Annotated in this window: 22 protein-coding genes; 1 reads left to right on the top strand and 21 read right to left on the bottom strand. The window is 75.4% G+C overall.

Annotation, left to right across the window (positions count from 1 at the left end; all coding sequences use genetic code 11):
* Positions 1 to 392: 392 nt before the first annotated feature.
* Positions 393 to 1,085, top strand: coding sequence for a M23 family metallopeptidase (locus ABD254_RS12300; RefSeq protein ID WP_344248706.1), 693 nt, complete (start codon positions 393 to 395; stop codon positions 1,083 to 1,085).
* A 156-nt stretch (positions 1,086 to 1,241) separates the two neighbouring features.
* Here ABD254_RS12300 and ABD254_RS12295 read toward each other — a convergent pair whose 3' ends face one another.
* The 21 genes from ABD254_RS12295 to ndk form a co-directional block, all read right to left on the bottom strand.
* Positions 1,242 to 2,183: a tyrosine recombinase XerC gene (locus tag ABD254_RS12295; protein ID WP_344248705.1), complete on the bottom strand. Its 942-nt coding sequence runs from the start codon at positions 2,181 to 2,183 to the stop codon at positions 1,242 to 1,244.
* Between the two features lie 190 nt (positions 2,184 to 2,373).
* Complete coding sequence (gene dprA, locus ABD254_RS12290) at positions 2,374 to 3,741, bottom strand: DNA-processing protein DprA (protein ID WP_344248704.1); 1,368 nt, start codon at positions 3,739 to 3,741, stop codon at positions 2,374 to 2,376.
* Positions 3,734 to 5,272, bottom strand: coding sequence for a YifB family Mg chelatase-like AAA ATPase (locus tag ABD254_RS12285; protein ID WP_344248703.1), 1,539 nt, complete (start codon positions 5,270 to 5,272; stop codon positions 3,734 to 3,736). Before ABD254_RS12285 ends, dprA begins: the two co-directional genes overlap by 8 nt.
* Positions 5,272 to 5,691, bottom strand: coding sequence for a YraN family protein (locus ABD254_RS12280; protein WP_344248702.1), 420 nt, complete (start codon positions 5,689 to 5,691; stop codon positions 5,272 to 5,274). The genes ABD254_RS12285 and ABD254_RS12280 overlap by 1 nt, the downstream gene beginning before the upstream one ends.
* 123 nt (positions 5,692 to 5,814) lie before the next feature.
* The gene (locus ABD254_RS12275; protein ID WP_013838354.1) at positions 5,815 to 6,114 is read right to left on the bottom strand and encodes a DUF2469 domain-containing protein; all 300 of its coding nucleotides are present in this window, start codon (positions 6,112 to 6,114) and stop codon (positions 5,815 to 5,817) included.
* Entirely contained in the window at positions 6,111 to 6,938 is an 828-nt protein-coding gene (locus tag ABD254_RS12270) for a ribonuclease HII (RefSeq protein ID WP_344248778.1), read from the bottom strand. Before ABD254_RS12270 ends, ABD254_RS12275 begins: the two co-directional genes overlap by 4 nt.
* Positions 6,939 to 7,033: 95 nt before the next feature.
* A complete protein-coding gene (gene lepB, locus ABD254_RS12265; protein WP_344248701.1) occupies positions 7,034 to 7,858 on the bottom strand; it encodes a signal peptidase I in 825 nt (274 codons plus the stop codon).
* A 158-nt stretch (positions 7,859 to 8,016) separates the two neighbouring features.
* Positions 8,017 to 8,376, bottom strand: coding sequence for a 50S ribosomal protein L19 (gene rplS, locus ABD254_RS12260; RefSeq protein ID WP_344248700.1), 360 nt, complete (start codon positions 8,374 to 8,376; stop codon positions 8,017 to 8,019).
* Positions 8,377 to 8,549: 173 nt separating this feature from the next.
* Positions 8,550 to 9,344: a tRNA (guanosine(37)-N1)-methyltransferase TrmD gene (trmD, locus tag ABD254_RS12255; RefSeq protein ID WP_344248699.1), complete on the bottom strand. Its 795-nt coding sequence runs from the start codon at positions 9,342 to 9,344 to the stop codon at positions 8,550 to 8,552.
* A gap of 1 nt (position 9,345) precedes the next feature.
* Positions 9,346 to 9,921 carry a ribosome maturation factor RimM gene (gene rimM, locus ABD254_RS12250; RefSeq protein ID WP_344248698.1) on the bottom strand — a complete coding sequence of 192 codons (576 nt, stop codon included), beginning with the start codon at positions 9,919 to 9,921 and terminating at the stop codon, positions 9,346 to 9,348.
* Positions 9,922 to 10,049: 128 nt separating this feature from the next.
* A complete protein-coding gene (locus tag ABD254_RS12245; protein ID WP_344248697.1) occupies positions 10,050 to 10,289 on the bottom strand; it encodes an RNA-binding protein in 240 nt (79 codons plus the stop codon).
* Complete coding sequence (gene rpsP / locus ABD254_RS12240; protein WP_344248696.1) at positions 10,289 to 10,708, bottom strand: 30S ribosomal protein S16; 420 nt, start codon at positions 10,706 to 10,708, stop codon at positions 10,289 to 10,291. The genes ABD254_RS12245 and rpsP overlap by 1 nt, the downstream gene beginning before the upstream one ends.
* Before the next feature lie 207 nt (positions 10,709 to 10,915).
* Positions 10,916 to 12,028 (bottom strand): amidohydrolase family protein, encoded by a 1,113-nt coding sequence (locus tag ABD254_RS12235; RefSeq protein ID WP_344248695.1) that lies wholly within the window; start codon positions 12,026 to 12,028, stop codon positions 10,916 to 10,918.
* A 77-nt stretch (positions 12,029 to 12,105) separates the two neighbouring features.
* Complete coding sequence (ffh, locus tag ABD254_RS12230) at positions 12,106 to 13,740, bottom strand: signal recognition particle protein (protein WP_344248694.1); 1,635 nt, start codon at positions 13,738 to 13,740, stop codon at positions 12,106 to 12,108.
* 64 nt (positions 13,741 to 13,804) lie between these two features.
* A complete protein-coding gene (locus ABD254_RS12225) occupies positions 13,805 to 15,622 on the bottom strand; it encodes a [protein-PII] uridylyltransferase family protein (RefSeq protein WP_344248693.1) in 1,818 nt (605 codons plus the stop codon).
* A gap of 1 nt (position 15,623) precedes the next feature.
* Positions 15,624 to 15,962, bottom strand: coding sequence for a P-II family nitrogen regulator (locus tag ABD254_RS12220; RefSeq protein WP_344248692.1), 339 nt, complete (start codon positions 15,960 to 15,962; stop codon positions 15,624 to 15,626).
* Positions 15,959 to 17,269, bottom strand: a complete 1,311-nt coding sequence (locus ABD254_RS12215; RefSeq protein WP_344248691.1) for an ammonium transporter — start codon at positions 17,267 to 17,269, stop codon at positions 15,959 to 15,961. Before ABD254_RS12215 ends, ABD254_RS12220 begins: the two co-directional genes overlap by 4 nt.
* Before the next feature lie 173 nt (positions 17,270 to 17,442).
* On the bottom strand, positions 17,443 to 18,597 hold the full coding sequence (ftsY, locus tag ABD254_RS12210) for a signal recognition particle-docking protein FtsY (RefSeq protein WP_344248690.1): 1,155 nt from the start codon (positions 18,595 to 18,597) through the stop codon (positions 17,443 to 17,445).
* 75 nt (positions 18,598 to 18,672) lie between these two features.
* The gene (locus ABD254_RS12205) at positions 18,673 to 19,005 is read right to left on the bottom strand and encodes a hypothetical protein (protein WP_344248689.1); all 333 of its coding nucleotides are present in this window, start codon (positions 19,003 to 19,005) and stop codon (positions 18,673 to 18,675) included.
* A 10-nt stretch (positions 19,006 to 19,015) separates the two neighbouring features.
* Positions 19,016 to 22,630 carry a chromosome segregation protein SMC gene (gene smc, locus ABD254_RS12200; protein WP_344248688.1) on the bottom strand — a complete coding sequence of 1,205 codons (3,615 nt, stop codon included), beginning with the start codon at positions 22,628 to 22,630 and terminating at the stop codon, positions 19,016 to 19,018.
* A gap of 159 nt (positions 22,631 to 22,789) precedes the next feature.
* On the bottom strand, positions 22,790 to 23,263 hold the full coding sequence (gene ndk, locus ABD254_RS12195) for a nucleoside-diphosphate kinase (protein WP_344248687.1): 474 nt from the start codon (positions 23,261 to 23,263) through the stop codon (positions 22,790 to 22,792).
* Positions 23,264 to 23,374 lie beyond the last annotated feature (111 nt).

The raw sequence follows: 23,374 nt of genomic DNA, 5'->3' as shown, positions 1-23,374 counted from the left end.
CGCACGGCGCGTACGTGACGCGCGATGTCGACCTGTCGCGCGTCACGCCCGGACACACGTCTCCGCCGGGGCGGGTCGGTACGGGAGCGGGACGGCACGAGCCGGTCGCATCAGCCAGTCTACCCGACCGCCGGGTGTCGCACGGCGGCGCGGCGACGTGCCGTCGGCCACGTCGGGCTCGCCCCCCACAGACCCCTTGGGAGGGTGCCGACGACGTCGCTCGGCCGGCGCCGCGGCGGCGGCCGTGCGCGCTCACGGAAGGTCCCCCTCATCCCGGGACGACAGGCCCGCGCACCGCGGACGCTGCCCCCCGACGCCGCTCGGAGCGCGTCGTCCACAGGCGAGCGTCATGGCGCCCCGGCCACCCCGCCAGCCGTGCGACGGTGCCCGCCATGACCGCTACGACGTGCAGCGACACCGACCGAGACCGCACCCGCGACGCGGGAACCGACGACCGCACCCGCGGCCGGGCTCCTGACCGGAGCTCCCCGGGCCCGGTTCCCGACGGCGCCGGCGCTCGAGGACCCGGCCGCACCGGCGACCGTCTGGTTGCGCGCGTCGCGGTCGTGCTCGCCGTCGTCGCGATGCTCGCGCTCGGCACGAGCCGGGCGCTCGCGGACGGGGACGGCGTCCCCGCCCCCTCCGGCGCGGTCACGGCGGGCTGGGTGCGGCCCGTGCCCGGCGAGGTCGCGCGGCCGTTCGACCCGCCCGCTCAGGAATGGTCGGCAGGGCACCGCGGAGTCGACCTGGCGGCGGGCGCCGACGCGGCGGTCCGCTCCCCCGCCAACGGGACCCTGACGTTCGCCGGCACGGTGGCGGGGAAACCGGTCGTCGTGGTCGCTCACGCGGGCGGCCTGCGCTCGACGTTCGAGCCCGCCGTGGCCGCCGTCCCGCGCGGGTCCCTCGTCACCGCCGGGCAGGTGGTCGCCCGGACTGCGTCCCCGGGGGCGAGCGAGAGCGGGCCTGCCGGTCATTGCGCCCCCGGGGTCTGCCTGCACTGGGGCGTCCTGCGCGGTCAGACGTACCTCGACCCGCTGCTCCTCCTGGGCGTCGAGGCGCCGATCGTCCTGCTGCCGACCGGCTGAGCGCCCACGACCGCGAGCTGGCTGAGCTGCCGACCGGGTCAGCGCCCACGACCACGAGCTGGCTGAGCACACCCGGCGGCTCGAAGGAGCCCGACGAGGGACGCCCCCGGCTCGGGGCGGTCCTGCGGGCCGCGGCCGCCACACGGCCTGGGGCCGTCACGCGCGCGGGAACGCCTGGACGAAGACCTTCCGCAGCCGCTCGCCGTCGACGTGGGTGTACCGCTGGGTGGTACCGAGGTCGGCGTGCCCGAGCACCTCCTGGACGGACCGCAGGTCCGATCCGCCCTGCAGCAGGTGGGTCGCCGCCGAGTGCCGCAACGCGTGCGGCGCGACGTCGTCCACCCCGGCGCGCCTGGCGAGGCGGTGCACCGCGTCCCGCACCTGCCGCTGTCCCCACCGCCCGCCGCGGTTGCCGAGCAGCAGCGCCCGGTCGGTGCCCGCCCGGACGAACGCCGGTCGGCCGCCCTCGATCCACGCGGTCACCGCGCGGCCCGCCGGGACGCCGAACGGGACGACCCGTTCCTTGCCGCCCTTGCCCAGCACGCGGACGAGCCGTCCGCCGAGGTCGACGTCGCCGACGTCGACCTGTGCCAGCTCCCCCACGCGGATCCCGGACCCGTACAGCAGCTCGGCGGCCGCCCAGGCCCGCAGGGCCGCCGGCCGCGCGTCGGGCTCCGCGGCTGCGGCGTCGTCCCGGGCCGTGTCGAGCATCCGGGCGGCCGCCTCCGGGCTCAGCACCGTGGGCAGCGTGCGCGGCAGCTTGGGGCTCGCCAGCCGGACCGACGGGTCGCCCTCCACGAGCCCGGCCCGCTGCGCCCAGCGCAGGAACGCACGCGCCGAGGCGCCCCGGCGGGCGACCGTGGACCGGGCGAGGCCCCGGTCGGCCTGGGCGGCGAGCCACCCGCGCAGGGTGCCGACGTCGATCGCGGGCAGCGTGTTCACCCCGTGCCGGACGGCGTACCGCAGCAGCGACGTGACGTCCGCGCGATAGGCGCGGCGCGTGTGCGCCGAGTGTCCCCGCTGGACGGCGAGGTGCTCGTCGAACCTCGCCACGGCCGTGGCGAGGTCCGCGGGCAGCGGCGGGAGGTCGGGGTCCATGTCGGCAGTCTGGCGCTGCCCGCACTGCTCGGCGGTCAAGCACCTCGGCGTGGTGCGAGCCCGGCGAGATGCCCGGTAAAGAACCCGGCCCGGCCCGGCCCGAGGCCGGCGACGCCAGCCCCCTGCGCCGGCAACTCACCCCCCTCGCCGCGGCCGGGGCCGGCCCCAACGGCCACCTGCGCCCGGTGGCTCATCCCCCTCGCCGCGGCCTGTGCCGGCGCCACCGCGCCCCGTCGGGCTCGGCGAGGCCGTGCTGCTCGAGCAGGCCGAGCCCGGCGAGCGTCTCCCGCACGGACAGCCCCGCGGTGCGGCAGATCGACTCGGGCGACGCCGACGCGCGCACCGGGAGCGCGTCCCACACCAGCCGAGCGGGGTCGCCGAGCTCCGCGGCCCGGTCCGCCGCCGCCCGACGTTCGCGGGAGGCCCGCCCCTCCCGCCCGTCGCCGGCCGCTACGCCGCCGCTCGAGGCGCCTGGGTCCGAGGCACCGCCGGCCGGAGCTTCCCCGATCGCCGTGGCGAGCTCGACCACCTCGTCGGCGTCGGTCACGCAGGTCGCGCGCCCGTCGCGGAGCAGCACGTGGCACCCGGTCGACGTCGCCGAGGTCACCGGGCCCGGCACCGCGCCGAGCGGCCGGAACAGCTCGGTCGCATGGCGTGCGGTCGACAGGGCGCCCGACCGCCACGCGGCCTCGACCACGACGGTCGCGCGCGAGACCGCGGCGATGAGCCGGTTCCGGGCGAGGAACCGCTGCTTGAACGGCGCCGACCCGGGCGGGACCTCGCTCACCACCGCGCCCGCGCCGTCGGCGATGCGGCGCAACAGGTCCTGGTTGCCCGGCGGGTAGAACCGGTCGACCCCGCCGGCCAGGAACGCCACCGTGGGACCGCCGGCCGCGACCGCGCCCCGGTGCGCTGCCGCGTCGATGCCGTACGCGCCGCCGGACACGACCGTGAAACCGCGGTCCGTCAGGCCCGCGGACAGGTCTGCCGCGACGTGCTCGCCGTAGCTGCTCGACGCCCGGGCGCCGACGACCGCGACCGACCTCGCCGTCAACCCGGCCAGCTCCGTGCGCCCCCGCACCCAGAGCGCGAACGGCGCAGCGGTGCCGAGGTCTGCCAGCCCCGCCGGCCAGTCCGCGTCCCCCGGGCACAGGAGCGTGCCTCCGAGGCGGTCGAGCACGCGCAGCTCGCGACGCGGGTCCAGCCGGTCGAGCCGGGGCAGCCACCGCGCGACGGCGTCGAGCAACCGCGCCGTCGCGACGCTCGAACCGAGGTCGGCGAGCGCCCCACCGCGCAACGTGCGCGCCGGGTCGCGGGCCGCCTCGGCCAGCCACGCCAGGGCCCCTGCCGCCCCGAGGTGCGCGACGAGCGCACCGGCGACCTCGTCACCGGGCTCGGCCACACGGCTCCAGGCCGCGGCCGCCAGGCGGGGCTCGTCGACGTCGAAGGGCAGGTCGACGCCGCGGGCATCGGGTCCGACGTCGCGGAGCCCCGGCGCCGGGCGTGCGGGCGTCCGCCCGGCGCGCACGTCCGGCACGTCGAACGGCGGCTCAGCCATGGTTGCCCCGGGTGCGCAGCGTGAGGGCGGTGGCGACGTCCGTCGCATCAGGGACGGCCCGCCCGTCGAGGTCGGCCAGGGTCCAGGAGACGCGCAGCACGCGGTCCGCGCCGCGCAGAGTCAGCGCACCGCGGTCGATCATCTGCTCGACCGGGCCGAGGACCGGCCGGCCGGGACCGAGCCGTTCACGCAGCCACGAGCCCGGCACCTCGGCGTTCGTCGTCCATGGCGTACCCGACAGTCGCTCGCGCGCGGCTCCGCGCGCCACCGCGACCCGCCGGGCGACCTCGTCCGACGCCTCGCCGGACGCGCGCGTCAGGCGGTCCGCCCGGGTCACCGGGTGCACGTCGACCTGAAGGTCCACGCGGTCGAGGAGCGGGCCGGACAGCCGCCCGAAGTACCGCCGCTTCGCCGTCGGGGTGCAGGTGCAGTCCAGGCCCTTGTTGAGCGACGCCATCCCGCAGGGGCACGGGTTGGCGGCCAGCACCAGCTGGAACCTCGCGGGATAGCGCGCCGCGCCGCCCGACCGGTGCAGCACGAGCTCGCCCGCCTCGAGCGGCTGCCGGAGCGTCTCCAGCACCCGGGACGGGAACTCCGGCGCCTCGTCGAGCAGCAGCACGCCGCGGTGCGCGCGGGAGACGGCACCGGGACGGGCGATCTGGCTCCCGCCGCCGACGATGGCGGCCGGGGTCGCCGTGTGGTGCGGGTCCTCGAACGGGGGCCGGGTGATCAACCCACCCCCGGGGTCGAACGTGCCCGCCACGGAGTGCACCGCCGTGACCTCCACCGCCTCGGCGGGCGTGAGGTCCGGCAGGATCCCCGGCAGCCTCGACGCGAGCATCGTCTTGCCCGCGCCGGGCGGGCCGACGAGCAGCAGGTGGTGGCCGCCCGCGGCCGCGACCTCCAGGGCCAGGCGAGCCTGCGCCTGACCGACGACGTCCGCGAGGTCGCCCGCGGCGCGGCGCAGCGCCGGCTGCCGGGCGGGCTGCACCGGGTCCACGTCGGGCACGTGCTCCAGCTCGCCGCCGTGCAGCAGCACGACCTCGGCGAGGCTCGCGGCGCCGCACACCCGGGCGCCGGGGACGAGCCGAGCCTCGTCGGCGTCCCCCGCCGCGACGACGACGTCGCGGTACCCGGCCGCCACGGCGGCCGCGACCGCGGGGAGCACCCCGCGCACGGGCTGCAGCCGCCCGTCGAGCCCGAGCTCCCCGAGGTGCACGACCCGTTCGAGACCTGCGGCCGGCACCACCCCGTCGCCGGCGAGCACCGCGACCGCGACCGACAGGTCGAACGACGAGCCGCCCTTGCGCAGGGACGCGGGCGACAGGTTCACCGTGATCTTGCGGTGGGGCCACCTGATGCCCGTGGACAGCACCGCCGCGCGCACGCGCTCGCGCGACTCGTGCAGGGCGGCGTCGGGCAGCCCGACGAGCGTGAAGCCGGGCACCGACGCGGCGAGCTGCGCCTGCACCTCGACCACCTGCCCGGCGAGACCGGTGAGCGCGACCGCTGCGGTCGTGCCGAGGCCCATCAGAGCACCCCCACCAGATGCTCGACCTGGGCAGCGCCCGCGCGCGGCAGCACCACGGCGATCACATCCACCCGCACCTCGGCGAACCGCGGGACCGGCGGCCCGGATCTCGACCCGACCCCCGGCCCGGGGCCGTCCACGGCACGGTGCTCAGCGCGGTGCTCGGCGAGCCACTGTCCGGTCAGCCTGCGGATCCGGCCGAGCTTGGCCTCGGTGACCGCCTCCGCCGGGTGGCCGAAGGCCGTGCCCCGCCGCGTCTTGACCTCGACCGCGACCAGCACGTCGCCGTCCCGCGCGAGGATGTCGAGCTCTCCGCCGGCCCCGCGCCAGTTGCGGTCCAGCACCTCGATCCCCTGCTGCTCCAGGTGGCGTGCCGCCACCCGTTCCCCGTATCGCCCGACGGCGTCCTTCGCTCGCACGGAACCACCTCCGCGAGCGAGCCTGCCGCGGCGCCGACGGCGGCGGCCGTGCCTCGGTCGAGGCTGTGGAGGAGGGAGTCGCCGCGGGGGCTGTGGACGCGCTCGGACAGCGTCACGACGCCGTCAGAGCGCGAGCTCCGCCTTCGCCAGCTCCTCGACGTTGACGTCCTTGAACGTCACGACCCGCACCGACTTCACGAAGCGCGCGGACCGGTACACGTCCCACACCCACGCGTCCGCGAGCCGCAGCTCGAAGTACACCTCGCCCGCGGCCGACCGGACCTGCAGGTCGACCTGGTTCGCCAGGTAGAACCGGCGCTCGGTCTCCACGACGTACGAGAACAGCCCCACCACGTCCCGGTACTCGCGGTAGAGCGCGAGCTCCATCTCGGTCTCGTAGTTCTCGAGGTCTTCGGCGCTCACCGGGCCATCATCCCATCGAGCGCCACGAGCGTCGTCGCCTCGCCCGCGGCCAGGGCAGAGGCGGCGTCGAGAGAAGCCGCGGCGCCTTCGCCGGCCGACGGGTCGTCCGCGAGCGCCCGCAGGTTCCACGACCGCCGATGCTGGGGCGTCGCGCCGTGTCGCCGCAGCGCCTCGAGGTGCGCGGGCGCCGAGTAGCCCTTGTTCTGGTCCCAGGCGTAGACGGGGTACTGCCGCGCGAGGCGGACCAGCAGCTCGTCGCGCTCCACCTTGGCGAGGACGCTCGCGCCGGCGACCGAGGAGCACTGCAGGTCGGCCTTCACCAGGGTCCGCACGGCCGGCTCCGGCACGTCGGGCCCGAGGACCGGGTCGGACGCCGCGGCCTCGAACAGGTCGATGTCGCCGCGGCTCAGCCAGTCGTGCGACCCGTCGAGCAGCACCACGTCGACGTCCCCGCAGGCGCGCCGCACCTGAGCGAGCGCCCTCCGCCCGGCCAGGCGCAGGGCCGCGACGATGCCGTGCGCGTCGATCTCCGCCGGCCCGGCGTGCCCGACGGCCCACGCCACGGCCCACCTTTGCACGTGCGGCACCAGGGCCGTGCGCGCCGCGGGGGTGAGCAGCTTGGAGTCCGCGAGTCCCTGCGGCGCGGTGCGCGTCGCGGCGTCCACCACTACGACGCCGACGCTCACCGGGCCGGCCAGCGACCCCCGGCCGACCTCGTCCATCCCGGCCACCAGCCGGGCGCCGCCCGCGAGCAGGGAACGCTCCTGGCGCAGCGTCGGGCTGCGCCGCGCCTTCCCGGCCCCGCGGGTCGCACGGGCGGGCACGGCGGGGTCGGTCGCGCCGGCCGTCGCCGTCGTGCCGGGCGCACCGCTACGCCGCCGCGGCGGCGTCGGACGGCGGACGGACTCGGGCAGCGACGTCACGGCTCCGGGACCTCCGCGAACACGTCGCCGGGGTTGCGCAGCAGGGTCGCGTCGGTCAGCGGCCACACCGTCGCGAACGCCGAGCCGACGACGTTGTCGACCGGCACGAACCCGCCCCCGGGGTTGCCCTCGTTGTACCGGGAGTCCTTCGAGTTCTGCCGGTTGTCGCCCATGACGAACAGCATGCCCTCGGGCACGACCTTGTCGAACGGGTCCTGGCTGGGCACCGAGCCCGGCCGGATGTACGACTCCTCGTCGATCGCGACGCCGTTCACCTCGACGAGCCCGTCGGCGTTGCAGCACGTCACGTGGTCGCCCGGCGTGCCGATGACGCGCTTGATCAGGTGGTCCCCCGTCTCGGCGGGCATCAGGCCGACGAAGGTGAGCACGTCGGCGACGGCCTCCCCCACCGGGGTGCGCTCCGGCGGCTCGTACGGCGGCAGCCAGCCGCCGGGGTCGGTGAACACCACGATGTCGCCGCGGTGCACGTCGAGGACGTCCGGCACGAGGCGGGAGACCATGACGCGGTCGCCGATCTCGAGGGTGTCCTCCATCGACCCGCTGGGGATGTAGAACGCCTGCACGAGGAGAGTCTTGATGAGCCACGACAGGACGAGGGCGCTGGCGACGATGATCGCCGTCTCCCGCAGCAGCCCGAGGCCCCGCCGGCGCGGCGCCGGCTCCGCCGCCGTGCCCGCGCCGCCGTCGTTCCCGGCGTCCGCGACCGCCTCCGGGACGCCCGCGAGCGCGGGGGCGTCGTGGTGCGGTGGACGGGGCTCGCGCGCGCTGGGTCGGTCGGTCACGGGGTCGGAGTCTGCCACGAGCCCACTCTGTCACCCGGCGGTGTCCACCGCGAAACCCGAGGCCGCGGGACTACAGGCGCCGCAACGACGACGGGCGGCCCCTGCAATGCAGGGACCGCCCGTCGTGGTGCGGAACGTGGTGCCGAGCCTCGGCGCGAGCCGGACCCGGCCCGGCCTCACTTGGCGGCCGGCGTCTCCCGCTTCTCGCGGATCTTCGCCTTCTTGCCGCGCAGGTTGCGCAGGTAGTACAGCTTGGCGCGGCGGACGACACCGCGCGACACGACCTCGATCGTCTCGATGGTCGGGGCGTGCAGGGGGAACGTGCGCTCCACGCCGACGCCGAAGCTGATCTTGCGGACGGTGAACGTCTCGCGGACGCCGCCGCCCTGGCGCGCGATGACGATGCCCTGGAACGCCTGGACGCGCGAGCGGTTGCCCTCGACGACCTTGACGTTGACCTTGACGGTGTCGCCGGCGCGGAAGTCCGGGACGTCGGAGCGCAGCGAGGCTGCGTCGACGGAGTCGAGCGTGTGCATGGTTGTCTCCCCGCCCTTGCCACAGGTCAGGAGCAAGCTCGTGGCCCGCGCAGCCGCGGGTCCGGTTCGTTTCTGTCGAGGTGGTGCGTCGGAATCTCGGCCGGGCACGATGCCAGGGCTCCCCTGTGGCAGAGACCTGGATGGTGACGCCCGGCCGGCGACACACCGAGGATCTATTCTGCCACAGGCCGCAACCGGCCGCTGTCCACCGTCCACCCCTGCTCGGCGAGCACCGTGAGGTCGGCCTTGTCGAGGCCCGCCACGTCCAGCGCCGCGATCATGTCCGGCCGCCGAGCCGCCGTCCGGGCGAGCGCCTGGTCGCGCCGCCAGCGCTCGATGCGTGCGTGGTGCCCCGACAGCAGCACGTCCGGGACGTCGAGCCCCTCCCACGCCGGCGGCTTCGTATACACGGGGTACTCGAGCAGCCCGGCGGCCCCGTGCGACTCCTCGACGAGCGAGTGCGGGTTCCCCACGACGCCCGGCAGCAGCCGGCCGAACGCCTCGATCATCACGAGGGCGGCCACCTCCCCGCCGTTGAGCACGTAGTCGCCGATCGAGAACTCGCTTACCCGGTGCCCGGCGGCCCGGGCGCGGTCGACGACCCGGGCGTCGATGCCCTCGTAGCGCCCGCAGGCGACGACGACGTGCTCCTCGCCGGCGAGGGCCTCCGCGTGCCGCTGCGTGAAGACCTCGCCCGACGGCGTCGGGACGACGAGGTGCCCGGGCGCATCGTCGTCGGCCGACCCGAGCACGTCGTCGAGCGCCCGACCCCACACGTCGGGGCGCATGACCATCCCCGCGCCTCCGCCGAACGGCGTGTCGTCGACGGTCCGATGCCGGTCGGTGGTCCAGTCGCGCAGGTCGTGCACGCGCAGGTCGAGCAGCCCGGCCTTGCGCGCCTTGCCCACCAGGGACAGGTCCAGCGCGGCGAGGTAGTCGGGAAAGATCGTCACGACGTCGACGCGCACGTCAGCGCCCCTCGTCCCTGGTCTCGACAGGATCGACCGACGGCTCGTCGACCACGACGGCGGCGGCGTCGCGCGCGAGCAGGCCGCCCGGCGGCGTCAGCACCACACGCCCTCCGGCGACGTCGACGACCGGGACGATGGCGCGCACGAACGGCACGAGCGTCCGCACCGCGCCCGCGTCGAGCGGCTCGCGGACGACGAGCACATCGTGGGCGGGCAGGTGCTCGAGCGCCACGACCTCGCCGACGACGGTGCCGTCCTCCAGCTCGGCGCGCAGGCCCTGCAGCTCGTGCGGGTACCAGGCGTCCTCCTCGTCCGAGGCATCCTCCTCGACCACGAGCTCGACCCCGCGCAGCGCCTCCGCCGCAGTCCGGTCGGCCACCTGGGCGAACGACACCAGCCACCGCTCCTGGTGGACCCGCACGCCCGTGATCGTCAGCGGCCCCGCCGACGCCGGTTCGGTGTCCAGCGCGGCGCCTACCGCGAAACGCTCCTCGGGCACGTCGGTGCGCAGGTCGAGGGCGACCTCGCCCTTGAGCCCGTGCGCACGGCCCACGCGCGCCACCACCAGCTGCATGTCGTCTCCTTGATCGAACTACCTCAGGTCAAGTGTGCCGCCGGACGCGACGAGGCCCGGCCCCACCGTCATGACGACGGTGGGCACCGGGCCTCGTGGCAAGCCTGCGGCGGGGTGCCGGCGACCGGTCAGCGCCGGTCGACGTCGACGACGTCGACCCGCACCGGGCCGTCCGTCGCGAGCGCACCGACCACGGTGCGCAACGCCTTCGCCGTCCGTCCGCCCCGGCCGATGACACGGCCCAGGTCGTCCGGGTGCACCCGCACCTCGAGCAGGTCGCCCCGGCGCTGCGTTCGCGCGGCCACCTGGACGTCGTCCGGGTGGTCCACGATGCCGCGCACCAGGTGCTCGAGGGCCTCGGGAAGCATCAGGCCCCGGCCTCGGCCTCGTCGGCCTCGGCGGCCGGCTTCTCGGTCTTCTTCTCGGCAGCCTTCGCCTTGGCCTTCTCGGCCTCGGCGGCGACGGCCTCGACCGCAGCGGCGCTGTCGGTCTTGGCGACCTTGGTCCGAAGGGTGCCCTCGGCGCCCTCGAGACCCTTGAACTTCTGCCAGTCACCGGTGATCTTCAGCAGCACGGCCACCTGCTCGGTGGGCTGCGCGCCGACGCCGAGCCAGTACTGCGCCCGGTCGGACTTGATCTCGATGAACGACGGCTCCTCGGTCGGGTGGTACTTCCCGATCTCCTCGATGACGCGACCATCGCGCTTGGCGCGCGAGTCGGCCACGACGACGCGGTAGTACGGTGCCCGGATCTTGCCGAGACGCTTCAGACGAATCTTGACGGCCACTTGGGTGGTGTCTCCTGGTTCTGGTGGGGTCGACGCACGCGCTCCGCCGGGTGGGGTCCTGGCGGGCCGGGTGGTCAGGACACGGCCTGCGCAGGAGAGAGGGGCCTGGGCACGCCGAGTACCGGGCCATTGTGCCAGACGACGGCCGCCCGCTCCAACCTCCGACGCACGACCTCACACCTCGACGTCATGTCTCGACGTCGGCTCTCAACCGACGACCACCTGGCCGCGCAGCACGACCGCCGTCGGGTGCCGCAGCACCTCGACGTCCTCGCGCGGGTCGGCCGGGTAGACGACCAGGTCGGCGCTGGAGCCCTCGACCATGCTGCCGACACCGAGGAACTGCCGGGCCCGCCAGCTCGCCATCGCGACGACGTCGGCGGCCGGGATGCCGGCGGCCACCAGCTCGGCGCACTCGTCGGCGATGCGCCCGTGCCCGATGGTGCCGCCCGCGTCGGTGCCCACCAGCAGGGGCACCCCCGCGTCGTACAGGGCGCGGACCTGCTCGTAGCGACGGGCGTGCATGCGGCGCATCCGCGCGGCGTACGCGGGGTACCTGCCGTCGGCCCGCTGCGCGATGGCCTCGAACTGCGCCACCTGCAGCAGGGTGGGCGTCACCGCGACCCCCCGGGCCGCGACCTCGTCCATCAGGTCGGCCGGGATGCCCGTGCCGTGCTCGATGCCGTCGACCCCGGCCGCGAGGAGGTCGCCGACGACCTCCTCGCTGAAGGCGTGCACGGTGACCCGCGCCGCCTCGCCGTGCGCCGCGGCGACCGCCTCGGCCAGCACGTCGCCCGGCCACAACGGCCGCAGGTCGCCGCCGGACGGCAGGTCCCGGTCGATCCAGTCGCCGACGAGCTTGACCCAGCCGTCCCCGGCCCGGGCCTGGGCACGGACGGCCTCGGGCAGGTCGGCGACGTCGTCCAGCTCCAGGCCGAAGTCCCGCAGGTAGCGCTTGGGGCGGGCCAGGTGGCGCCCCGCGCGCACGAGCCGCGGCAGGTCGGGGCGCTCGTGCACCCAGGCGGTGTCGAGCGGCGATCCCGCGTCGCGCAGCAGCAGCGCTCCGGCGTCGCGGTCGGCGAGCGCCTGCGTGACGGCGACCTCCGGGTCGACGGCGCCGCCGGAGCCGAGGCCCACGTGGCAGTGCACGTCGACGAGCCCGGGCAGCATCCAGCCGGTGAGCTGGCGCGTGGCGCTGCCCTGCGGCGCGGGCCGGGTGAGGCTCACCCGGCCGTCGCGCACCCAGAGCTCCCCCACCTCGCGGTCGTCGCCGAGCAGGACGTGGCCGGTGACGTGCAGGGGAACGTGCGGGACGGACATGGGTCCGAGGGTACCGCCGGGTCGCCCGGGCGGGACCCGGCGCGGACCCGGCGCCGAGCCGGACGGACGGCGATCGGTCAGCGGCCGCCGAGCAGCTTGTCGAGCCCGCCGGGGAGCTGCAGGTTCGCGAGGTCCTCCTCGGAGGGCTGGTCCTGCCCCCCGCCGACCCCGAACGCCGAGCCCGGGGCGGCCGGCTTGGTGGTTCCGCCTCCCAGCGCGCGCTGCATGGCCTCGCGCTCCTGCTGGGCGCGCTTCGCCGGGTTGCCCGACTTGCCCTTGACCTTCTTCGACGGGGCCTGCTTGCCGCGCGCCTTCTTGCCGCCCCCCGGCATCCCGGGCACGCCCGGCATGCCCCCGGGCATCCCGCCCGGCATCCCGGGCATCCCACCGCCCTTGCTCATCTGGCGCATCATCTTCTGCGCCTGGGTGAACCGGTCGAGCAGGCCGTTGACGGCGGTGGTGGTCTGGCCCGAGCCGCGGGCGATGCGGGCGCGGCGCGAGCCGTTGATGATCTTCGGGTTCTCGCGCTCGCCCGGCGTCATCGACTGGATGATGGCCTGCACGCGGTCGACCTCGCGCTCGTCGAAGGCCTCGAGCTGCTCGCGCATCTGCGCCATGCCCGGCAGCATGCCGAGCATCTTCTTCATCGAGCCCATCTTCTTCATCTGCTGCATCTGCACCAGGAAGTCGGACAGGGTGAAGTCCTCGCCCGCGCTGACCTTGGCCGCCATCTTCTCGGCCTCGTCGGCGTCGAAGGCGCGCTCGGCCTGCTCGATGAGGGTGAGCACGTCACCCATGTCGAGGATGCGCGAAGCCATCCGGTCGGGGTGGAAGACCTCGAAGTCGGTGAGCTTCTCGCCCGTGGAGGCGAACATGATCGGCCGGCCGGTGACGGTCGCGACCGACAGCGCGGCACCGCCGCGCGCGTCGCCGTCGAGCTTGGACAGCACGACGCCGGTGAAGTCGACGGCGTCCTCGAACGCCTTCGCCGTCGCCACGGCGTCCTGGCCGATCATCGCGTCGATGACGAACAGGACCTCGTCGGGCGTCACGGCGTCGCGGATGTCCGCGGCCTGCTGCATCAGCAGGCGGTCGACGCCCAGGCGGCCCGCGGTGTCGACGATGACGACGTCGTGCTGCTTGGCCCTCGCCTCGGCGACACCGTCGCGGGCGACGCCGACCGGGTCGCCGATGACGGCGTCCGTCTCGGCGCCCTGGTTCCCCGGGTGCGGCGCGAAGACCGGGACGCCTGCCCGCTCGGCGACGACGGACAGCTGGGTGACGGCGTTGGGGCGCTGCAGGTCGGCGGCGACGAGCAGCGGGGTGTGCCCCTGCTCCTTGAGCGCGAGGCCGAGCTTGCCGGCGAGCGTCGTCTTTCCGGCGCCCTGCAGACCCGCGAGCATGATCACGGTGGGCGGCGTCTTGGCGAGCTGCAGCGCGCGCGTCTGCCCGCCGAGGATGCCGACGAGCTCGTCGTTGACGATCTTGACGACCTGCTGGGCGGGGTTGAGCGCCCCCGAGACCTCCGCCGAGAGAGCGCGCTCGCGCACCGCGGCGGTGAACTCGCGCACGACGGGGACGGCGACGTCGGCGTCGAGGAGGGCGCGGCGGATCTCCCGCACCGTCGCGTCGATGTCCGCCTCGGAGAGCCGTCCCCTGCCGCGCAGGTTCTTGAACGTCGAGGTGAGCCGGTCCGACAGGGAGTTGAACACCAGGCAGGTCCTTCAGGTCGATGTCCGCAAAGACGTGGTGCGTGACGATGTGCGGTCACCCAGCCTACCGGCCGCCCGGCCCGGCACCCTTCGCGCCAGCGAGCGCCGCGCGGGCCCGCGTCGTGAGCTCGTCGACCAGCCCGGCCCGCCAGGCGGTCCACCCGGCCGGGCCCAGCGACGACGCGTCCGCCTCGGTGATCACCCGCAGCGCCTCGAGGAGGTCCGCCCGGCCCGCGACGGCGTCGAGCAGCTCGGCGAGGGTCGCCGGGTCCTCGGGGTCGGCCGTCGTGGCGAGCCGCGCCAGCGTGAGGTGGTGGCGCACCAGGAGCCCGACGTCGTGTCCGACCGCGTCGTCGAAGCCGAGCCGGTGCACCACCTCCGGCGCCACGCGGGCACCCTCGGTGGAGTGGTCGGGGCCGTGGGCCCCGCGCCGCTTGCCGATGTCGTGCAGCAGGGCACCGAGCAGCACCAGCTCGGGGGGCGCCGCCGTCACGCCCGACGACGACGCCACCTGCCGGCGCACGCGAGACGCACGCGCCGCCGTCTCGACGAGGTGGCGGTCCACGGTGTGCCGGTGGATGGCCGCCCGCTGGGGCTTGTTGCGGACCCCGGCCCACTGCGGGATCCAGGTGGTCACCACGCCCGCGAGGTCGAGGGCCTCCCACACCGGCACCTGGGCCTGCCCGGCACCGAGGAGCGTCAGCAGCGCGGCGCGCGCAGGCGCCGGCCACGGGACGGGCGGCGGCGGGCACAGCGCGAGGGAGTGGACCGTCACCGGGGAGAGCGCCAGCCCGGTCCGGGCGGCCGTGGACGCCGCGCGCAGCGCCAGCAGCGGGTCGGCGGCGGGGTCGGCCCCGACGGCGAGCACCAGCTCGCCGTCGTGCTCGACGAGCCCCTCGCCCACGGACCGCAACCGCGGCGCGGAGCGCCGGCCGCGCACCAGGACCGGGCGGCGCAGGGCGGGGCGCTGCAGCGCCTGGCGGGCCCGTCGCACGGTGGAGTCCAGCGCGTAGGAGATCTCGCGGCCGGCCTCCGCCAGGCTGGCGAGGAGCTCGTCAGGGTCGTCGTGGCCGCACCGGGCGGCGACGTCGTCCAGGTCGGCCAGCAGCAGCCGGGTGGTGCGGCGTCGCGTCACGACCTGCAGGGTGTCGCGCACGTCGAGGAGGTGGGCGTACGCCTGGTCGACCCGGCCGTGCGGGCGGTCGGTGAGCCAGGTCGCCGCGAGCGCGGTGAGCAGCACCGCGTCGCGGATCCCGCCGCGCGCCTCCTTGAGGTCCGGCTCGATGAGGTACGCCAGCTCCCCCGCCCGCTCGGCGCGCTCGCGGGCCGAGCCGAGCAGCTCGGGCAGCCGGCGCCGCGACGCCGAGCGCCAGTCGGTGAGGATGGCCGACGCCGCGCGGTGCACGACGACGGCGTCGCCCGCGACGGGGCGGACGTCGAGCCACCCGACCGCGGCCGGCAGGTCCGTGGAGGCGAGCTGGCGGGTCTGGCTCAGCGAGCGGACCGCGTGGTCGAGGTGCACGCCCGAGTCCCACAGCGGGTACCAGAGCCGCTCGGCGACGCGGGCGACCTCCTCGGGCCGGTGGGTGCGTCCGTCGTGCACGAGGACGAGGTCGAGGTCGGAGGCGGGCCCGAGCTCGCCGCGGCCCAGGCTGCCGACGGCGGCGAGCGCGAGGCCCGCCGGGTCGACGCCGTCGGTCGCGTCGGCGTACAGGGCGGACAGCCGATCGGTGACGAGCTGCTGCAGGGCGGAGCGCCGCGCCACGCCCGAGCGCCCCGGGCCGGTCAGGTCGTCGGCCGTCGCGAGCAGGTCCTTGCGCAGCCCACCGACCGAGCCCCGCCCCCCGGTGACCGGGGTGCGGGGCTCGTGGTCGTGCGGCACCTCAGAGCGCCGCGTCGCCGTGCTCGCCGGTGCGTACCCGCACGACGTCGTCGAGCGAGGTGGTCCACACCTTGCCGTCGCCGATCCGGCCGGTCTGGGCGGCCTTCACCACGACGTCCACGACGGTCGGCGCGTCCTCGTCGGCGACGAGGACCTCGACGCGGACCTTCGGCACCAGGTCGACGGTGTACTCCGCGCCGCGGTAGACCTCGGTGTGGCCCTTCTGGCGGCCGTACCCGCTGGCCTCGCTGACCGTCATGCCGCGGATGCCGGCGGCCTCCAGGGCGGACTTCACGTCGTCCAGGCGGTGGGGCTGGATGACTCCGGTGACGAGCTTCATGCGCGGATCTCCTTGATGACCGAACCCTGCTGGATGGACTCGTACGCGGTCTCGCCGTGGACGGCGGAGTCGATGCCCCCGACCTCGACGTCCTCGGAGACCCGCCAGCCCATGGTGACCTTCAGCGCGAGGCCGATGAGGTAGGTGACCACGAAGCTGAAGACCACGGCGACCACGGCGACGATGATCTGCGTGAGCAGCTGCGTGAAGCCGCCGCCGTAGAAGAGGCCGTTGAGCGCACCCTCGGGGTACCAGACGCCGAACTGCTCGGCGTTGTCGGTGGCGAAGAACCCGATCAGCACCGTGCCGACGAGGCCGCCGACCAGGTGGACGCCGACGACGTCGAGCGAGTCGTCGTAGCCGAACCGGTACTTGAGCCCGACGGCGAGGGCGCACAGCACGCCCGCGACTGCGCCGATGGCGATGGAGCCGTAGGTGTCGACCGCGGCCGCGGCCGGGGTGATGGCGACCAGACCCGCGACGACGCCGGAGGCGGCGCCGAGGGACGTGGCGTGCCCGTCGCGGAACTTCTCCGTCGCGAGCCAGGCCAGCATGGCGACGCCGGTGGCGACGAGGGTGTTGATCCAGGCGCGCCCGGCCGTGCCGTCGGCGGCGAACTCCGAGCCGGCGTTGAAGCCGAACCAGCCGAACCACAGCAGCGCCGCGCCCAGCATGACGAACGGCAGGTTGTGCGGGCGGATCGGCTCGCGACCGAAGCCCTTGCGCCGGCCGAGCAGCAGCGCGAGCGCCAGGCCCGCGGCGCCGGCGTTGATGTGCACGACGGTGCCGCCGGCGAAGTCGATCGGCACCGACAGGGCCGAGGTGATGCCGTCGGCCCCGAGCAGCCCGCCGCCCCAGACCATGTGCGCCATCGGGATGTAGACGATCGTCACCCAGATCGCGGCGAACACGAGCCACGTCCCGAACTTGGCGCGGTCGGCGATCGCGCCGGAGATGAGCGCCACCGTGATGATGGCGAAGGTGGCCTGGAATCCCGCCGCGACGGTCGCCGGGACGCCGACGGCCGCCATGAGCGACTCGGAGTCGGGGATCGCGAGGCCGAAGTAGTCGGCCGGGTTGCCGATGATGCCGCCGATGTCCGTGCCGAACGTCATCGAGTATCCGTAGAGCACCCAGATGAGGCCCGCCACGCCGATGGCGCTGAAGCTCATCATCATCATGTTCAGGACGCTCTTGCCCCGCACCATGCCGCCGTAGAAGAACGCCAGGCCCGGCGTCATCAGCAGCACGAGCGACGACGCCATGATCATCCAGGCAGTGTTACCACTGTCCAGCTCGAATTCCATCCCGATCCCCTTATCGCCCGTCCGGCCACCGATGACCGGTCGGTGACAACCGTGGGCGAGCGGCGTTTCCACTGGACGTGAGTCCTGTTACGCCGGTGTGACAAGCGCCGCGCCGGCGTAAACGTTGCGTGACGCGGCGCCCGCCGGGGTGCGGGGTCGGCTGCCGGGTAGGCCTACCCGAGCAGGCCGTCGACGAACTGCCCGGCGTCGAAAGGTGCGAGGTCGTCGGGCCCCTCGCCGAGGCCGACGAGCTTGACCGGGACGCCGAGCTCGCGCTGCACGGCCACGACGATGCCGCCCTTGGCGGTGCCGTCGAGCTTGGTGAGCACGATGCCGGTGACGCCCGCGACCTCGCCGAAGACGCGCGCCTGGTTGAGGCCGTTCTGCCCGGTCGTGGCGTCGAGCACGAGCAGCACCTCGGACAGCGGGGCCTCGCGCGTGATGACGCGCGTGATCTTGCCCAGCTCGTCCATGAGCCCGGCCTTGTTCTGCAGCCGGCCGGCCGTGTCGACCAGGACGACGTCGGTGTCGTCGGCGCGCCCCTTGCGCACCGCGTCGAACGCGACCGCGGCCGGGTCGGCGCCGTCGCGGTCCGCCCGGACCGTCTCGACCCCGACACGCGCGCCCCAGGTCTGGAGCTGGTCGGCGGCGGCGGCCCGGAAGGTGTCCGCGGCACCCAGGACGACCGAGCGGTCCTCGGCGACGAGCACGCGTGCGAGCTTGCCGACGGTCGTCGTCTTGCCCGTGCCGTTGACGCCGACGACGAGCACGACGGCGGGCACGTGCGCACCGTCGTCGCCTGTCGCGGGCCGGGTGGCGAGGGCGCGGTCCATCGTCGGGTCCACGACCTTGAGCAGCTCCTCGCGCAGCAGCGCGCGGACGGACGCCGCGTCGCGCACGCCCAGCACCCGCACGCGGGTGCGCAGCGCGTCGAGCAGCTCCCCCGCCGGGCCGGCGCCGATGTCGGCCAGGAGCAGGGTCTCCTCGAGCTCGTCCCAGTCGTCCTCGGTGAGATGGTCGCGCGAGAGGACGCTCAGCAGGCGGGCGCCCAGGGGCGAGCCCGACCGCGCGAGCCGGTCGCGCAGGCGGACCATGCGCCCGGCCACGGGCTCGGGCGTCTCGACGGCGGGGGCGGCAGGTTCGACGACGGGCGGCTCCGCGACGGCGGCGTCGGCCGCCGGCGCAGCGGGCGGCGCCTCGACGACCGGGGCGGGCGCCTCCGTCGTCGAGCCACGGCGCCTGCGCGCGCGCGGGACGAGCAGGGCGGCGCCACCGCCCACGACGACGAGGACACCGAGCAGGATCCAGAGCCAGAGCAGATCAGTCACGCGCACAGTCTCCCAGAGAGCGCACGCGTCACGGCGTCGACGGCGGCCGCCACGGGCGTGTCGACGGCCGGCGCGTCACTCGGGCTTGTGCACCGTCCCGACGTGCAGCGTGGTGCGGGCCTGGGCCCTGGCCCGCTGCAGCACGTCGGAGAGCTCCTCCGCGTCGACGTACGCGGGCGCGGACTCGATCGTGGCCGCGAAGAAGTCGTCCATGTCGGTGTCCACGGGCGCGGCCGGCCCGCTCCGCCGGTCGCGCCGACGGAGCCCGGAGACGAAGTCGCGGACGAAGCGGCGCAGGCCGGGGGCCTCGTCGGTGCTGGGGTCCCGGCGCTCCATCACGTTGGCCACCAGGAAGACCACCGCGGCCAGCACGAGGGACCCGAGGACCCAGACGACGAACGTGATCATGGCGCTATTCTCACAAGGCTTCGGCGCTCTCGCGCATTCGTTGGGAGATGACGGTGGTCACACCGTCGCCACGCATCGTCACGCCGTACAGGGCGTCGGCGACCTCCATGGTGCGCTTCTGGTGCGTGATGACGATGAGCTGGGAGTCTTCCTGCAGCTCGCGGAAGATCTCGAGCAGCCGGCCGAGGTTCACGTCGTCCAGCGCGGCCTCGACCTCGTCCATGACGTAGAATGGGCTCGGCCGCGCCTTGAAGATCGACACGAGGAACGCCACCGCCGTCAGCGACCGCTCCCCGCCGGACAGCAGCGACAGCCGCTTGACCTTCTTGCCCGCGGGCCGCGCCTCGACCTCGATGCCGGTGGTGAGCAGGTCGCCGGGGTCCGTGAGCACGAGCCTGCCCTCCCCGCCGGGGAAGAGCCGGGCGAACACCCGCTCGAACTGCGCGGCGGTGTCGCGGTACGCCTCGGCGAACACCTGCTGCACGCGGTCGTCGATCTCCGCGACGATCTGCAGCAGGTCCTCGCGCGAGGACCTCAGGTCCGCGAGCTGGGTCGTGAGGAACTGGTGGCGCTCCTCGAGCGCGGCGAACTCCTCGAGCGCCAGCGGGTTGACGGTGCCGATGCGGGCGAGGGCCCGCTCCGCGGTCTGCAGCCGCCGCGCCTGCTCGTCCCGCACGTACGGCTTCTCCGCCGCGCCGGCTGAGCCTGTCGAAACCCCGCCGGCGTCGATCGCGGTGGTTTCGACAGGCTCAACCACCGGAATCATCCGGTGCGGGCCGAACTCCTCCACGAGCGCGTCGGGGTCGGTGCCGAGCTCGTCGACGGCGCGGGCGCGCAGCTGCTCGAGCCGCGTCTCCTGCTGGGCGCGCGCCACCTCGTCCCGGTGCGCCACGTCGGTGAGGTCGCGCAGCTCGCCGGTGAGCCGCTCGGCGCGGGCGCGGACCTCGTCGACCTCGGCCTGCCGCGCCGTGCGCTCCGAGTCCGCGGCGGCGCGTTCCGCCTGTGCCCGCTCGACGGAGCGCGCGAGCGCCGCAAGCGCGCGTCCCGCGTCGTCTCGGACGGACGCGGCGGCCCGTGCCTCGGCGGCCCGCTCCAGGGCGCGCCGCTCCGCCTTCTGGCGCGCCGCGCGCTCCTGCGCCGCCGCCCGGGCGAGCCCCTGCGCCCGACCCGACACCGCACGCGCCCGCTCCTCGCCGGTACGCAGCTCGAGCCGAGCCTCCGTCTCTCGTGCGCGTGCCTGCGTCGCGGCGGCCTGCGCCTCCTCGCGAGCGGCCTGGGCGGCCGTGACCTGCTCCTCCGACAGCGTCGGCGAAGCCTCGGCCACCTCGAGCCGGCGGGACAGGTCCGCCAGCTCCGCCTGGTCGGCGTCGCGCCTCTCGGCCGCCTGGGCGAGCGCCGCCCGGTGCCGCTCGGCCTCGGCCGAGGCCGCGCGGTGCGCGGCGCCCAGCGTGCCCAGCTGCTCGGCGACGGCGGACAGCGCGGCGTCGGACTCGTGCAGCAGGGCGAGCGTCTCGTCGTGGGCGGCGTCCGCTGCTTCCAGTCGCTCCCGGGCCCCCACGAGCTCGAAGCGGCAACGCTCCTGCCGGCCCGCGGCGTCGTCCAGGCCGGCGCGCGCCTCGTCGAGGGCGGAGGTGAGGTGCAGCACGCTCGGCGCCGCGGCGGACCCGCCCCACGCCCGAGCCGCGCCCAGCAGGTCCCCGGCCCGCGTCACCGCCACGACGCCGGGAGCGCGCTGCACGAGCGCCCGCGCCCCGGCCAGGTCCTCGACCACGACGACGTCCGCCAGCAGGGTGCGCAGCGCGCCCGCCGCAGGCCCGGAGACGGTGACGACGTCGAGCGCCCACCTGGCGCCCTCGGGCAGCACTCCCGCCGGTTGAGCTCGTCGAAAGCTGGTCTCGTCAGGCTCGACCGACGATGCCGAGCCGACGACGAGCCCCGCGCGTCCGGCGTCGTCGTCGCGCAGGCGCCGCAGCGCGTCGACGGCGGCGTCGAGGTCGGCCACCGCGACGGCGTCGGCCACGGGGCCCAGCGCCGCCGCGACCGCGTCCTCGAACCCCGCCTCGACGCCGAGCAGCGCAGCCACGGACCCCAGCACGCCGGCGGTGTCCTCGGCGAGCAGCGCGCCCGCGCCGTCCTTGCGGTCCAGGCTGAGCTCCAAGGCTTCGACGCGCGCGCTCCAGGTGGCGCGGTCGCGCTCCGCCTCGGCGGCCAGCCCGGTGAGCCGGTCCACGGCGGCGCGCGCGTCCTCGAGCTCACCGGTGGCCGCCTCGTGGCGGGCGTCGAGGTCCTCCTCGCCCTCCTCGGCGCCGACGACCTGCACCTCGAGGGCGCTGAACTCGCGGGACGCCCGCTCGGCCCGGCGCTCGGCCTCGTCGACGGCCGCCCGCAGCCGTTCCAGCTCGGCGTCGGCGGCCTCGACCCGGCTGCGCCGGGCGGCGACCTGGCCGGACAGCCGGGCCAGGCCCTCCCGGCGGTCGGCCGCGCCGCGGTGCAGCGTGGCGAGCTCCTTCTCGGCGGCCTCCGCCGCCTCCTCCGCGTCGCCCCGGGCCGAGACGGCGTCCGCGAGCGCCGTCCGCGCGAGCTCGACCTCGTGGGTGAGCTCCGCCTCCGACGCCCGAGCCCGCTCGGCCTGCGCCTCGAGCTGCTCCGGGTCCTGGCCGCGCTGCTCGGGCTCGGCGGTGCCGAGCAGCCGGACCCGCTCGTCGGCCAGCCGCGCGAGCCCCTGGGTCCGCTCGCGCAGGGCACCCAGCGCGTGGAAGGCGTCGGCCGCCCGGCTCGCGGTGGTCGTGGCGGCGGCCGCCGCGACCTCCAGCCGAGCGAGCTGCTCGCGCGCCCCGCCGAGCTCCTGCTCGGTCTCGCGCTGCCGCTCGCGCAGCGCGGCCTCGTCGGCGCGCTCCGCGGCGAGCTGCGCCGTGAGCTGGGCGAGGTCGTCGGCCAGCAGCCGCGACCTGGCGTCGCGGAGCTCGGCCTGGACGGTGCGCGCCTTGCGCGCGGCTGCCGCCTGGCGCCCGAGCGGTCCGAGCTGGCGGCGCAGCTCGGCCGTGAGGTCGGTGAGCCGGGCGAGGTTGCCCGCCATCGCCTCCAGCTTGCGCAGCGCCTTCTCCTTGCGCTTGCGGTGCTTGAGGACACCCGCGGCCTCCTCGACGAACCCGCGCCGGTCCTCCGGGGTGGCGCGCAGGACCTGATCCAGCTGTCCCTGCCCCACCACGACGTGCATCTCGCGCCCGATGCCCGAGTCGCTCAGCAGCTCCTGGATGTCCAGCAGCCGGCACGAGCTGCCGTTGATCGCGTACTCCGACCCGCCGCTGCGGAACAGCGTGCGGGAGATCGTCACCTCGGTGTAGTCGATCGGCAGCGCGCCGTCGGAGTTGTCGATCGTCAGGGACACCTCGGCCCGCCCCAGCGGCGGGCGGCCCGACGTGCCGGCGAAGATGACGTCCTCCATCTTGCCGCCGCGCAGCGACTTGACCCCCTGCTCCCCCATGACCCACGACAGCGCGTCGACGACGTTCGACTTGCCGGAGCCGTTGGGGCCGACCACGCACGTGATGCCCGGCTCGAGGCTCAGCGTCGTCGCCGAGGCGAACGACTTGAAGCCCCGGAGCGTGAGCGTCTTGAGGTGCACGCGGCGAGCCTAACCGCCGGGCGTCGCTTTTCCGCGGAACTGCGGCGGCCTGCCCGGGAAGGGTCGTACGGGGACGAGGCCCGGTGACGACGACGGCCGGCGCCCTCGTCGGGACGCCGGCCGGTCGGTCGGACTGGGTGGGGTGTCGACCCCGGTCGCTCAGAGGCCCGGGAACCAGAGCGCGATCTCGCGCGCCGCGGACTCGGGCGAGTCAGAGCCGTGCACCAGGTTCTGCTGGACCTTCAGGCCCCAGTCGCGCCCGAGGTCGCCGCGGATGGTGCCGGGCGCGGCCTCGGTCGGGTTGGTCGCGCCGGCGAGGGAGCGGAACCCGGGGATCACGCCCTGTCCCTCGGCCACGACCGCCAGCGTGGGGCCGGAGAGCATGAACTCCACCAGCGGGGCGTAGAACGGCTTGCCCTCGTGCTCCGCGTAGTGCGCGGCGAGCAGCTCCGGGGTCGCGTGCTTCAGCTCCACCGCGGCCAGGGTGTACCCCTTGGTCTCGATGCGCCGCAGCACCTCGCCGGAGAGCCCGCGGCGGACGCCGTCGGGCTTGACGAGCACGAGCGTGCGCTCGACGGGCTGGGCGGGGGTGGAGGGCGCGGCGGGCAGGGTGGTCTCTGCGACGTCGGTCATGCCCCGAAGCCTAACCGGGCTCGGTGGCTCCCCGGACCGCTCCCTTCGCCGTCGAAGTCCCCTTGAGAACGTCCGTCCTTCGAGAACGCCCTCGCGGACGAATGACGGGGA

This window comes from Isoptericola hypogeus (assembly GCF_039531145.1).
Taxonomy (GTDB): domain Bacteria; phylum Actinomycetota; class Actinomycetes; order Actinomycetales; family Cellulomonadaceae; genus Isoptericola; species Isoptericola hypogeus.
This window is presented reverse-complemented; position numbering and strand designations above follow the sequence as displayed.

Excerpts from the sequence above, each read along its gene's own strand:
- ABD254_RS12300 (WP_344248706.1), top strand. The coding sequence starts at position 393 with ATGACCGCTACGACGTGCAGCGACACCGACCGAGACCGCACCCGCGAC.
- ABD254_RS12295 (WP_344248705.1), bottom strand. The coding sequence starts at position 2,183 with ATGGACCCCGACCTCCCGCCGCTGCCCGCGGACCTCGCCACGGCCGTG.
- dprA (WP_344248704.1), bottom strand. The coding sequence starts at position 3,741 with ATGGCTGAGCCGCCGTTCGACGTGCCGGACGTGCGCGCCGGGCGGACG.
- ABD254_RS12285 (WP_344248703.1), bottom strand. The coding sequence starts at position 5,272 with ATGGGCCTCGGCACGACCGCAGCGGTCGCGCTCACCGGTCTCGCCGGG.
- rplS (WP_344248700.1), bottom strand. The coding sequence starts at position 8,376 with ATGCACACGCTCGACTCCGTCGACGCAGCCTCGCTGCGCTCCGACGTC.
- rimM (WP_344248698.1), bottom strand. The coding sequence starts at position 9,921 with ATGCAGCTGGTGGTGGCGCGCGTGGGCCGTGCGCACGGGCTCAAGGGC.
- ABD254_RS12245 (WP_344248697.1), bottom strand. The coding sequence starts at position 10,289 with ATGCTTCCCGAGGCCCTCGAGCACCTGGTGCGCGGCATCGTGGACCAC.
- ABD254_RS12235 (WP_344248695.1), bottom strand. The coding sequence starts at position 12,028 with ATGTCCGTCCCGCACGTTCCCCTGCACGTCACCGGCCACGTCCTGCTC.
- ABD254_RS12220 (WP_344248692.1), bottom strand. The coding sequence starts at position 15,962 with ATGAAGCTCGTCACCGGAGTCATCCAGCCCCACCGCCTGGACGACGTG.
- ABD254_RS12215 (WP_344248691.1), bottom strand. The coding sequence starts at position 17,269 with ATGGAATTCGAGCTGGACAGTGGTAACACTGCCTGGATGATCATGGCG.
- ABD254_RS12205 (WP_344248689.1), bottom strand. The coding sequence starts at position 19,005 with ATGATCACGTTCGTCGTCTGGGTCCTCGGGTCCCTCGTGCTGGCCGCG.
- ndk (WP_344248687.1), bottom strand. The coding sequence starts at position 23,263 with ATGACCGACGTCGCAGAGACCACCCTGCCCGCCGCGCCCTCCACCCCC.